Below are 11,938 nucleotides of genomic sequence, written 5' to 3'. Positions count from 1 at the left end.
CCATCCGTCCCTTCTCAAGCCACAAAAATTCATTTACACTATTTGTATGCAGACATGTCTTACGATACAACTTTGATTGGAGATGATTCAAAATGAGTATGCAGTATGAGCAACTATTTGAAAAAATTCGTCCTGCAATTGATAGTAAGATGGAAGAGTTTAAACATTATCAATACGATGCGATTACAGCAGAAGAACTATGGCGCTTTTGTATAGAAAAAAAATGGCGCAAAAAAAATATTGAACAATTACGTTTACATGAAATTATCTCCACTATTTTTTCAGTATCACCATCCGATATCGTATCATTTAATCAAGTGGAATTTTTACAAAGTAATGATTGGTTTACAGAATTGAATACGGAAGAGTTAAAAATGCTACTTGGTCCGGTAAAAACTTAAGAAGAATGTGTGAAATTTGTCAAATAATAAAAGAATACTAAAAGTGTTGAATTGACACCAAGCGCAACGTGTTTCATAATGAGTGTGTTGCGCTTTTTTTTATTTGTATAAGTATATTTATTCAAAAACCTCCTTATAATTCTTTTCTAAATTTGGAGGAATACACCTATTTCAAATACAGGGATAAATTTGCGCGTTATGAACGATTGAAATAAGTAGAGCAACCTTTTGAAGCACAGGCAACATTATTCTAAAGGAAAAGGAGGAATAAGCGTTTCAAAAGGACTTGCTATTATACTTGTTTGTAGTGTAAGGAATTGCCTTACACCAATTCGAGGAGGATTTATAAATGAAACTAAAAAGTCGTATAGTTGCATTCGTACTACTAATGGTTATTTTTACAGCAACCATCGGTACGACTGTAGGCGGCGTCTTAAAGGACATTAAGCTAGGTCTTGACTTACAGGGCGGGTTTGAGGTTCTTTATGAGGTGACAGAATTAAAAGAAGGACAGAAAATTACACCGGAAGTTGTTTCTGCAACTGCAAAGGCACTCGATAAACGTATTAATGAAATTGGTGTAAGTGAGCCAAGCATTGAAATTGAAGGTGAAAATCGTATTCGTGTGCAATTAGCAGGTGTTGAAGATCAAGAATCAGCACGTAAATTATTGTCTACGTCTGCGAATTTAACATTCCGTGATGTTGATGACAATTTACTATTAGATGGTGACGACTTAAAGCCAGGTGGAGCTAAAGATTCCTTTGACCAACAAAATCGTCCAATTGTTTCACTAACACTAAAGGATGCGAAAAAATTTGCTGATATAACAAGTAAAATTGCCGCTAAACCAGCAGGTCAAAACTTACTCGTTGTATGGTTAGACTTTGAAGAAGGTGTTGATTCATATAAAGCTGAATCTCAAAAAGCGAAGCCTCGCTATGCATCTGCAGCAACAGTTAACCAAAAATTAGATACAACGGATGTAATGATTAGTGGTAATTTCTCAGTTGAAGAAACGAAAAATTTATCAGGTATTTTAAATGCTGGGGCACTTCCTGTAAAGCTTAATGAAACTTATTCTACTTCAGTAGGTGCGCAGTTCGGTGAGGATGCATTGAACAGTACGGTTTTCGCAGGCGTTGTGGGTGTAGTAATAATTTTCTTATTTATGCTATTCTACTACCGTTTGCCTGGCTTTATTTCCATCATTACACTTGCTATTTTCACTTTCCTAGTACTCGTTGTATTCGATTGGATTAATGCGGTGTTAACACTTCCAGGGATCGCAGCTATCGTGCTTGGTATAGGGATGGCCGTTGATGCGAATATTTTAGCAGCAGAGCGTATTCGAGAAGAGCTACGAGTAGGTTATTCGGTTAAACAAGCATTCCAAATTGGCTCGAAGGAGTCTTTATCAGCAATTGTCGATGCACAGCTAACTACATTATTAGCAGCTGCTGTATTATTCCAATGGGGTACAAGCTCTGTTAAAGGGTTTGCCACAACATTAATTATAAGTATTTTACTAAGCTTCCTAACAGCTGTTTGGGGATCTCGTGTACTACAAGGATTACTTGTAAATAGTGGCTATTTCAACAATCCAGCGTGGTTTGGTATTGCAAAATCTAAACAGCATAGCTTAGATGAAAATATCGGAACATTAGATTTATCAACGAAATTCGATCGTTTTGACTTTGTACACAATCGTAAGAAATTCTATACATTCTCATTAGCTATTTTAGTAGCTGGTTTAGTGGTTCTTGGTATATTCCGACTAAACCTTGGTGTTGATTTCTCAAGTGGTACCCGTGTTCAAATTGAAGCAGATCAAACGTTGAATAAAGAAGAAGTATCCAAATATTTAGATAGTATCGACCTCTCATCGGAAGACATCGTTCTTTCTGGGGAGAAAAGTAACAATGCTGTAATTCGCTATAAACAGGATCTATCTCAAGCGGATATTTTAAAAATACAAAAAGATGCTACTGAAAAGTATGGGCATAAGCCAACAGTAAGTACAGTATCTGACACTGTTGGTAAAGAGCTTGTGAAAAACGCAATCAAAGCTCTATCTTTTGCGGCTATCGGTATCATTATCTATGTTGCGGTTCGTTTCGAATGGCGCATGGGTGTTGGAGCAATTGTCTCGTTAATACATGATGTATTCTTAATTGTTGCTGTATTTAGTTTTATGCGCTTAGAAGTTGATATTACGTTTATTGCAGCTGTACTGACAATTGTCGGTTATTCTATTAACGATACGATCGTGACGTTTGACCGTATGCGTGAAAACTTAGATCGATATGATACGATTAAAGACCGTGAAGTGTTAGCGGATATCGTTAACAAATCACTACGTCAAACAATGGGTCGATCTGTTAACACAGTGTTAACGGTTATTATCGTGACAGTGGCACTTCTTATTTTAGGTGCTCCATCGATTCAAAACTTCTCAATCGCGTTATTAGTTGGTTTAATCACAGGTATGTATTCTTCAATTTGTATTGCTGCACAAATCTGGTATTCACTTAAAGTTCGTGAAATGAAAAAATCAGATGGTCAAATACACAAAAAAGAGAAAAAACAATGGGGAACTGATGAGCCTACTGTTTAACATCAAATAAAGCAGGGAAGGAAACATTTCTTTCCCTGTTTTTTTTTCAACAAAAAGAATCTGCTTGCTTTCTTTTGAAAGCAGCAGATTCTTTTTATTTAATCAATTATGCCTCGGCATTCATCTCACCACCTATAGAGGTGGGAGACTTCTGTAGCTGACGCTTTGCTTTCGCTACAGAAAATAATTGCTGAAAGAAGTTAAAGTTTAAATTGCAGTAGTAATGCTTGGAGTTGCTGAGCGTTATTGCTTAATTCCTCAGCTACCTCATTCACCTGCTGCATTGTTGCAGCTTGCTCTTCTACTGCTTCAGCAATGATTTGTGAATTGCTCGCTGAAATACTCGCAGCATTTGCAATTTCTGTTACAGAGGCAGCTACTTCTTCAGCACTCGCTGAGATTTGTTCCGAAGTGGCTGAAATATCTTCAATTTGGTCAGTAAATGTTAGCACAGACTCTGTAATAGAATCAAATGCATCACCGGCCTCATGAATTTTTGCTACACCATCCTGGACAGATGCTAATCCTTCATGCACAGCAGCGGCAACATTTCTTGTATCCGTTTGAATTTCATTTGTAAGGGCAACAATTTGGCCAGCAGATTGCTTGGATTTTTCAGCGAGCTTTCGTACTTCATCTGCTACAACTGCGAAGCCTTTGCCGTGCTCACCAGCTCGTGCTGCTTCGATGGCAGCATTGAGCGCCAGTAAATTTGTCTGTTCAGTAATAGCCGTAATTACTTTTGTAATTTGACCGATTTCTTCAGATTGCTTACTTAGCTTTTGCGTTAAATCGGCAATTCGTGTAGTTGACTCAGAAATTGTATCCATCTGCTCCTTGGCAGTCGTAATAGTTTTCCCCCCGGTATTAGCAAGCTGTGTCATATTTATAGCATTGTGATGCAAATTTTGAGTAGCCTCAGCAATTCGTTGTACACCAGCAGCTGTTTCATCCATAGCTAGAGCACTTTGTTGAGAGGCACTAGCAGATAAAGTTAGATGGTTTGACGTGTCTTGTACTCGATGTGAGATGTCGCTTGAAGTTGTTGTCACTTCCACAGTGCTAGCGGAAAGCTCTTCAGAAGCGGCAGATAATTGTGTAGCATTGTCCTGAACATTTTTAAGTAGTACAGATAAATTCTGTTTTAAGGCATTCACTGCTCTGGCAAGTGTACCAATCTCATCTTTTGAGTTATGTTCAAGCTGAGCAATCGTTAAGTCACCGTGTGCTAACGTATCTGCTGCATTAATCACTTTAAGAAGCGGTTGAATGATGGAGCGTTTTACAAAATACATAAAATATAAACCAACAATTGCACTTAAAACAAGTAAGGCAATGGAAATAATAATAGCTTGTGCAACTGTTTGGACAACACTGCTTTTTACCTTTCCAAGCTGTTCATCATGATAATTTAATAAATCATTTGTCAGTGTGTAAATTTCTTTGTTGCTTTTTGTAACTTCTCCATTTATGTACGATAAAGCTAAATCTGTATTTCCACTATTAAATGCTTGCACTGCTTTGTCAGAACTTGTTAGTAAATCATGCTGTAATTCGGTTACTTGCTTCATAATATTTTTTGTGTAATCGGAACGAACAATGCCTGAAAGCTCTTGAATCGTTTCTGGTAATAGTTTTTCATAACGTTCTAAATTTGATTTTGTCGTCTCATCTTTACTATTTAGAATATAGGAACGTAAAAAAAGCCCCTGTGAGGCAAGCTGCTGCTGTATTTCCTCTGTTAATTGAATTTGCACGATTCTGTGATCAAGTACCTCTACTATGTCTCCCTCAACCGACTTAAATTGAAAAAATGCAATAATACTTGATATTAAAAGTAAACAAGTGAGTGAAATAAAGCCTATATTTAGTTTTTTTCGAACGGACATATTCGTTCCTACTTTCTTTAATGTATTAGAGAATAAATGATCTGAATTTACTATAACTTGAGATTTTTACAAGGTCAATACTTGATAAATTCTCAAAAGCAGGTAGTTTAATTCCCTTTTATTGGTGCGTATAGAAGGTGATTTTTCCTATTATATAATTTCAAAAGTCCTTTCAACATTTTCCTTTTTCTCTGAATTGATTGACAATTTTCAAAGTTTGGCATAAAATAAGGCTAACTTTTTTGTTCGGTACAAGGTAGTTGGTTTCGGGAGCGAGATCAGCCTTAGAACAGATGAGCTGAGTTTAGATGAGAATAGCTGAGAAATTGTTGAATAAGAGTAGTAGCATAAGTATGCAATTTAGAGAGTCAGTGGATGGTGTGAACTGATTTGTAGCTTATGTGAATGGACTTATGAGAGTCGCTAATTATCTTCATTACGCCAAGGCGAAATGGATAATAGAGAACGGATTCCCCACGTTATAGGGGGTGCTTTGACTTAGTCATATTTTACTGACGAGGGCACATAAGGGAGAGCAAATATGCTCTAATATGAGGTGGCAACGCGGTCATGATCGTCCTCTGCAATTAGGAAAAATCCTTTTTGCAGAGGGCTTTTTTTGTTGTTTTTAATTTGCAAGGGGATGAATGCTTCGCTTATGCATAGAAAGCAATTGCCACTGACGCTTCGCTTTCGTGCAAATAACATCTGCCGCTACGTCCCAGGAAAGCACCTAGTCGGAACAGAAATCAACACCATGCTTTGGTAATATTCCATACAAATGATTTCTAATAAATTTTTGTCCATCATTGCAAATTAGGGGTGACATTTTGTTAAAACCTACGCCATGCATAGAAGTTGATTGGAGTTGAAGCTGGGCGACTCCTTGGGGATTAGCAATAGAGGAACGGAGGCTAAAACCATCACGTCCTGTGATAACGCCTTCGTGACCAATATCGTGCTGCTGACGCTGCGTTAGCACTACGCTTTCGCGCAAAAAACATCTGTTGGCCCAAGCGGCTCATCGGACGCCCCCAGGAAGCTTTGCTCTGTGCGAAAGCGTAGCGACAGCAACAACAAATGTTTTCTGTAGCGAAAGCAAAGCGGCAGCTACAAAGCGCCCAGCTGGAACGGAAATCAACCCTACGCTTTGATGATTCGCAACTAAACCTTTATAAGAGTCTTACTGGAGAAATTTAAAAAAGGAGCTTGGTCATTATGCTATCAACGAGTTCAAGAACAAAAATGAAAACTATAAATGCTGATTCTTTAACACCGATTTTAATTTTTAGACGCCTACAAGGAAATCATAAATTTTTACTTGAGAGTTCAGCACAGCATGAGGGAGCAGGACGTTTTTCTTTTATCGGCGCTAATCCAAGAAAAACGTATAAAGGCTTTGGAGGTGAGATTCAGGAATATTCATATAGAACCGGAAACACATATACACATAAGGGCGACATGTTTGTTTTATTGAAAAGATTAATGCCACGTATATCCAATACGACACAATTCCCGTTTTCAGGTGGAGCTGTTGGTTATGTTGGTCAAGACGCTACAACGATATTATTATCTGCTCAGGATAAAGTGCAGCTACCAGATGTACATTTCCATGTGTATGAGACGGTCATTGTGTTTGATCATGTAACAGATGAGGTTACTTTGATTCATACGAATATTGATGCAGAAAAAAAAGAACCAAATTTAGAAGAGTTGGCGGAGCAGCTTTTAAACGGTAGGGAGGATGAGGATACAACTTGTAGCTATGAACCTTTTGAATCGTCTACGAATGAACAATTTGCAGATTCTCTTACATCTATCAAAGCTACTTTAGATGAAGATATTACAAAAGTCGTTTTATCAAAGTGCTTTTTAGCAAATTTACAAGGGGATGCTTTCGCTTTATATCGTCAATTGCGTAAAAAACATCCTGCTCCGTATATGTATTATGTAGAGTTTGAGGATCATGTTGTTTTAGGAACATCTCCTGAAAGCCTAGTTCGTGTAAAAGGTGAGCGTGTGATTGCGACACCAACAGAGGGGACATATCCTAGAGGTTCCACAAAAGGTCAAGATTTAGAACATGAACGGGAGCTCTATGAAAACACAAATATTAGGAAGTCACATGCCGTACTTGTTTCTGCCGTGCGACAAGAGTTACAGTCTGTGTGCTTCCGTGATTCCATTCAAATCATTGAGGCAATGAGAATTGAGCGTTCAAAGCATGCATTACACATGACATCGAGAGTCGAGGGGCAAATATTACCGATGCTTCATGCACTTGATGTATTAGCTGCAACATTACCACCTTTTGCATCAACAAATATTCCAAAGGATCAGGCAAAGGACTATTTAGAAAAATCTAATCAAACGGCTGGGATATTTGGAGGAGCTCTTGGATTTATTGGTTTTAACGGTCATCTTGATTTTGCTTTAACAGGGAAATCCATTGTCATAGAAAATGAAACGATGCATATGCAAACGACTGTAACGGTGACCAAATACACAAATGTCGATAAAAGTTTAAAACAAATAGAAGAGGACGAACAGGAATTTTTACAGCTACTTGAAAAAGAAGGAGGTTCACATTAATGGAAGGTATTCGTCAAAAAGTACAACAACGAGATCATTTAATGTATGAAGAGATGCTACAGGTAGCAACATGGATGTTCCAAGATGACACACCGAAGGAAGAAATCGCAAGCTTTTTAACGGCATTATCTGTCAAAGGTGAAACAGCACATGAAGTAGCGGCACTAGCTACCATTATGCGTTCGTTTGCACTAGACGTACCAGCAAAAGCAGGGATCTATATGGATAATTGCGGTACCGGTGGTGATGGTCTTAATACATTTAATATAAGTACAGCTTGTGCCTTTGTATTAGCAGGGGCAGGTGTCAAAATGGCGAAGCACGGCAATCGCAAAATTTCTTCGGCATCAGGAAGCTCTGATGTTTTGGAAGCACTCGGTATTCATACGAATATTTCCATTGAGCAAACTGTTGAGCTGTTAGAGAAAGAAGGAATAGCCTTTCTATATGCCCCAAATGTACATCCAAAATTAAAGCGAATCGGCGAGATACGTCGGGCACTAGGCAAGCCAACTATATTTAATCTTGTCGGTCCACTTACGAATCCAGTTCTTTTATCGACGCAATTTACTGGCATTAACCGTCCGAATTTTGTCATGGAGTATGCTTCCGTATTGCAAATGCTCGGGCGCGAACGTGCAATGGTCGTTTCTGGGCCATTAGGTTTAGACGAGGCGTCATTAGCTGGTCAAAATACTTTTGTCTTAATAGATAAAGGAGACTTGATTCCTTTTTCTTTAACGCCAGAGGATGCGGGTCTTAGCTATGCACCAATAGAGGCTATTCGTGGAGGCAATGCAGATGAAAATGCCGCTATTATGCGTAAATTATTAGCTGGTGAACAAAGTGCTTACTTTGACACAGTTTTATTGAATGCTGGTATTGGGTTGTTCAGTTATGGAATTGCTGAAACTGTTAAAGAAGGTGTAGAAATGGCGAAGGATAGTATTTTTAGTGGGCGTGCCCTTCAAAAATTAGAGGCAGTCGTTGCTTATAGTGAGCATATTAAAAGAGTGGAGGTCCAACAATGAGTATCTTAAATAAAATTCTCGAACAAAAAAAGCTAGAAGTTGTTGCTTTACTTGAACAGCCTGATCCGTTAGCTAATTTTACTGAAAAGCTGCGACCGTCATTATTTGAACGATTGAGAAAAGCTGAAACATTACAGGTTATTTCTGAAATGAAGCGTGCTTCCCCTTCAAAGGGGCTAATCGCAAAAGGGGCAGATCCAGTGGCGCAAGCAAAAAGTTACGCAGATGCAGGTGCAGCAGCTATCTCTGTTTTAACAGATAAAAAGTTTTTTAAAGGCTCCTTTGATGATTTAGTCGCAGTTGCAAATGCTGTACAAACGCCACTTCTTTGTAAGGACTTTATGATCGATCGTGTGCAAATTCGATTTGCAAAGGCATCAGGTGCATCTATTATTTTGCTAATAGTAGCCGCGTTAACAGATGAGGCATTACGTGATCTATATAGCTATGCAACAGGCTTAAATCTAGAGGTGTTAGTAGAGGTACATGATTTAGAGGAACTTGAACGTGCTATTGCAGTGGGTGCCAAATTGATTGGCGTCAATAACCGCGACTTACGTACCTTTGAGGTGAGCTTAGACCGTACACGTGAAGTTGCAAAAGTTTTTCCGTTCGAAGAAGAGAAAGTATTAATAAGTGAAAGTGGGATTTGGACGCAAGAAGACGCTAAAGTAGTGGCAGCCATGGGAGCTAGTGGCGTTCTTGTAGGTGAGTCATTAATGCGCTGTGGTGATACAGGTACTGCGCTAAAAAGTTTACAGGTAAATAAGATGGAGGCATCTGTATGACGAAGGTAAAAATTTGTGGACTGAAGGAACAACAGCATGTGCAGGCAGCGGTAGAGGCAGGAGCGGATGCAATTGGTTTTGTCTTTGCGCCAAGTAAACGACGGGTGACGGTTGAACAGGCACAGCAATTAGCCAAGCATGTGCCAAAGAGCGTTTTGAAAATTGGTGTTTTTGTTAATCCAAGCGCAGCGGAATTACGCACAGCGGTAGAAAACGTGCCATTAGATTATGTGCAATACCACGGGGAAGAATCTCCGGAGTTTATTCGTCAGCAAGGCTATCCAGCCATTAAAGCTTTGTCCGTAAAAGGTGTTGAAGATGTTCAAGTTGCTGCCAAATATGATACAGACTATTACTTATTTGATGCACCAGGGACAGATTTTAAAGGAGGCAGTGGTCACACGTTTGATTGGACCCTCCTAGAGATGGTAGGGATTCCACGAGAAAAGTTAATTTTAGCAGGTGGATTGCAAGCTGAAAATATTGAAGAAGCAGTTTCACTTGTGTCGCCATTTATGGTAGATGTATCGAGTGGTGTAGAGACAGACGGTGTAAAAGACTTAGCCAAAATAAACGCATTTATACAGGCAGTACAGAAGGAGAGAGTATAATGGCAAATTCAATTGCAAACAGTGTACCGACAAAGGAAGGGCGTTACGGAAAATTTGGTGGTCAATTTGTTCCGGAAACATTAATGACAGCCTTGTTGGAATTAGAAATGGCCTATGATGAGGCAATGAATGATCAAACATTTACTGAGGAACAGACCTATTATTTACAACACTATGTTGGTCGTGAGACGCCGTTGTATTACGCAGAAAATTTAACAAAAGAGCTAGGAGGCGCGAAGGTTTATTTAAAGCGTGAAGATTTAAATCATACTGGAGCCCATAAGATTAATAATGCGATTGGTCAAGCACTTCTTGCAAAACGAATGGGCAAAAAGAAAATTGTGGCTGAAACAGGTGCAGGACAGCATGGAGTGGCAACGGCAACTGCATGCGCATTATTGAATCTTGAATGTGTTGTATTTATGGGTGCTGAAGACATAAAACGCCAACAGTTGAATGTCTTTCGCATGGAGTTACTTGGTACCAAAGTAGAGTCAGTAGAAACCGGTTCAAAAACATTAAAGGATGCTGTCAATGCAGCACTGCGCTACTGGGTGACAAATGTTGAGGATACTCATTACATTTTAGGCTCAGCTTTAGGACCACATCCATTCCCGAAAATCGTAAGGGATTTCCAACGTGTAATTGGTGTTGAAACTAGAGAGCAGATTTTAGCTAAGGAAGGACGTTTACCAGATGCAGTCGTTGCTTGTATAGGTGGAGGTAGTAATGCAATCGGTATGTTCCATCCTTTTGTCGACGATGAAACTGTAGCGCTTTACGGAGTAGAGGCTGCAGGCAGTGGCATTGAGACAGGAAAGCATGCAGCAGCAATTGCTGGTGGACAGCTAGGCGTTTTACACGGTGCCTACATGTATTTATTACAAGATGAAAATGGCTTCGTGCAAGAAGCACATTCTATTTCAGCTGGTCTAGATTATCCAGGGAAAGGCCCAGAGCATTGTTATTTACATGATATTGGGCGAGTTAAATTTGATTCGATTACAGATAGTGAAGCACTTGAGGGCTTGCAGTTACTGTGTAGAACAGAAGGTATACTACCTGCACTAGAAAGCTCTCATGCCATTGCCTATACAGCAAAACTTGCGAAGACAATGTCTACAGATGACATCATTGTTGTGTGCTTATCCGGCCGAGGAGATAAAGATGTTCATACTGTTCGTAAAGCATTAGGAGGGGATATGTAATGACAACACTACAGCAGGCAATTGAAGAAACGAAAATCGCTGGGAATAAAGCATTTATACCATATATTATGGCTGGCGATGGAGGTCTGAAAACTTTGAAGCCAACGATCCTAAAGCTACAGCAAAAGGGTGTAACGGCCATTGAAGTTGGTATACCATTCACGGATCCTGTAGCAGATGGGCCGACGATAGAACAAGCAGGTGAACGGGCTTTAGCAGAAGGTGTGACATTACGTAAAGTGCTAGAAGCATTAGCTTCATTTAAAGAAGAAATTCAAGTTCCGTTAGTTGTTATGACTTATTTTAATCCGGTGTTAGCTTTTGGGTTAGAGGCTTTTGCAAAGGCTTGTGTGGCGGGGGGCGTTAAAGGATTAATCGTTCCTGATGTACCACTTGAAGAAAGTGCCGTCTTACGTGACACATTAAATCCTCATGGTGTCGACATCGTTCAGCTTGTATCGTTAACAAGTCCGCCCGAGCGAATTGCACGTATCGCGGCTGCTAGTCAAGGCTTCGTTTATGCTGTGACAGTCAATGGAATCACAGGGGCCCGCACAAGCTTTGCTAATGATTTAAATGATCATTTTGCTAGCTTACGTGAAGCAAGCCAAATACCGGTACTAGCTGGCTTTGGAATTTCAACGCCCGAGCAAGTGGTAAGTATGGGAGCACTTAGTGATGGTGTAATCGTTGGCAGTGCGATCGTAACAGCATTGCATGAAGGTGATTTAGAGAAGGTTGAGGCATTAGTGTCTGCTTCAAAAGATGTGTTTCAGAAGTCTACTCTTTAATGGAGTAGGC

10 protein-coding genes and 1 other annotated feature are annotated in these 11,938 nt (G+C 39.5%); of the genes, 8 read left to right on the top strand and 2 right to left on the bottom strand.

All coding sequences use genetic code 11. The features are described from left to right. Nucleotides 1-92: 92 nt before the first annotated feature. Complete coding sequence (locus ACYQ73_RS11110; RefSeq protein ID WP_142509004.1) at nucleotides 93-401, top strand: post-transcriptional regulator; 309 nt, start codon at nucleotides 93-95, stop codon at nucleotides 399-401. 349 nt (nucleotides 402-750) lie between these two features. Beyond that, a complete protein-coding gene (gene secDF / locus ACYQ73_RS11105) occupies nucleotides 751-3,018 on the top strand; it encodes a protein translocase subunit SecDF (RefSeq protein ID WP_460012555.1) in 2,268 nt (755 codons plus the stop codon). Between the two features lie 200 nt (nucleotides 3,019-3,218). Here the strand turns inward: secDF and ACYQ73_RS11100 are convergent, their stop codons facing one another. Together ACYQ73_RS11100 and ACYQ73_RS11095 are read right to left on the bottom strand one after the other, a co-directional pair. Beyond that, the gene (locus tag ACYQ73_RS11100) at nucleotides 3,219-4,907 is read right to left on the bottom strand and encodes a methyl-accepting chemotaxis protein (protein WP_460012554.1); all 1,689 of its coding nucleotides are present in this window, start codon (nucleotides 4,905-4,907) and stop codon (nucleotides 3,219-3,221) included. 320 nt (nucleotides 4,908-5,227) lie between these two features. Continuing rightward, nucleotides 5,228-5,492 (top strand) — a binding site (T-box leader). A gap of 148 nt (nucleotides 5,493-5,640) precedes the next feature. Then, nucleotides 5,641-5,904, bottom strand: coding sequence for a hypothetical protein (locus ACYQ73_RS11095; protein ID WP_460012553.1), 264 nt, complete (start codon nucleotides 5,902-5,904; stop codon nucleotides 5,641-5,643). A gap of 248 nt (nucleotides 5,905-6,152) precedes the next feature. On the opposite strand from ACYQ73_RS11095, the gene ACYQ73_RS11090 reads away from it, so the two are divergent. Genes ACYQ73_RS11090 through trpA form a run of 6 tightly spaced genes read left to right on the top strand, consistent with a single transcriptional unit; the run spans nucleotide 6,153 to nucleotide 11,928 of the window. Next, nucleotides 6,153-7,499 carry a chorismate-binding protein gene (locus ACYQ73_RS11090; RefSeq protein WP_460012552.1) on the top strand — a complete coding sequence of 449 codons (1,347 nt, stop codon included), beginning with the start codon at nucleotides 6,153-6,155 and terminating at the stop codon, nucleotides 7,497-7,499. Continuing rightward, nucleotides 7,499-8,530: an anthranilate phosphoribosyltransferase gene (trpD, locus tag ACYQ73_RS11085; RefSeq protein ID WP_460012551.1), complete on the top strand. Its 1,032-nt coding sequence runs from the start codon at nucleotides 7,499-7,501 to the stop codon at nucleotides 8,528-8,530. Before ACYQ73_RS11090 ends, trpD begins: the two co-directional genes overlap by 1 nt. After that, complete coding sequence (gene trpC / locus ACYQ73_RS11080; RefSeq protein ID WP_460012550.1) at nucleotides 8,527-9,318, top strand: indole-3-glycerol phosphate synthase TrpC; 792 nt, start codon at nucleotides 8,527-8,529, stop codon at nucleotides 9,316-9,318. The genes trpD and trpC overlap by 4 nt, the downstream gene beginning before the upstream one ends. Further along, on the top strand, nucleotides 9,315-9,929 hold the full coding sequence (locus ACYQ73_RS11075) for a phosphoribosylanthranilate isomerase (RefSeq protein ID WP_460012549.1): 615 nt from the start codon (nucleotides 9,315-9,317) through the stop codon (nucleotides 9,927-9,929). Before trpC ends, ACYQ73_RS11075 begins: the two co-directional genes overlap by 4 nt. Then, nucleotides 9,929-11,137, top strand: a complete 1,209-nt coding sequence (trpB, locus tag ACYQ73_RS11070) for a tryptophan synthase subunit beta (RefSeq protein WP_460012548.1) — start codon at nucleotides 9,929-9,931, stop codon at nucleotides 11,135-11,137. Before ACYQ73_RS11075 ends, trpB begins: the two co-directional genes overlap by 1 nt. Further along, complete coding sequence (gene trpA / locus ACYQ73_RS11065; RefSeq protein WP_460012547.1) at nucleotides 11,137-11,928, top strand: tryptophan synthase subunit alpha; 792 nt, start codon at nucleotides 11,137-11,139, stop codon at nucleotides 11,926-11,928. Before trpB ends, trpA begins: the two co-directional genes overlap by 1 nt. The last annotated feature ends 10 nt before the right edge of the window (nucleotides 11,929-11,938 follow it).

Source organism: Lysinibacillus sp. CTST325 (assembly GCF_054665055.1).
The sequence above is the reverse complement of the archived record's forward strand: the minus strand, read 5'-3'. Positions and strand labels throughout refer to the sequence as shown.

What these genes read in the sequence shown, in the direction of transcription:
- ACYQ73_RS11110 (WP_142509004.1), top strand. Translation starts at nt 93, where the DNA reads ATGAGTATGCAGTATGAGCAACTATTTGAAAAAATTCGTCCTGCAATT.
- secDF (WP_460012555.1), top strand. Translation starts at nt 751, where the DNA reads ATGAAACTAAAAAGTCGTATAGTTGCATTCGTACTACTAATGGTTATT.
- ACYQ73_RS11100 (WP_460012554.1), bottom strand. Translation starts at nt 4,907, where the DNA reads ATGTCCGTTCGAAAAAAACTAAATATAGGCTTTATTTCACTCACTTGT.
- ACYQ73_RS11090 (WP_460012552.1), top strand. Translation starts at nt 6,153, where the DNA reads ATGAAAACTATAAATGCTGATTCTTTAACACCGATTTTAATTTTTAGA.
- trpD (WP_460012551.1), top strand. Translation starts at nt 7,499, where the DNA reads ATGGAAGGTATTCGTCAAAAAGTACAACAACGAGATCATTTAATGTAT.
- trpC (WP_460012550.1), top strand. Translation starts at nt 8,527, where the DNA reads ATGAGTATCTTAAATAAAATTCTCGAACAAAAAAAGCTAGAAGTTGTT.
- ACYQ73_RS11075 (WP_460012549.1), top strand. Translation starts at nt 9,315, where the DNA reads ATGACGAAGGTAAAAATTTGTGGACTGAAGGAACAACAGCATGTGCAG.
- trpB (WP_460012548.1), top strand. Translation starts at nt 9,929, where the DNA reads ATGGCAAATTCAATTGCAAACAGTGTACCGACAAAGGAAGGGCGTTAC.
- trpA (WP_460012547.1), top strand. Translation starts at nt 11,137, where the DNA reads ATGACAACACTACAGCAGGCAATTGAAGAAACGAAAATCGCTGGGAAT.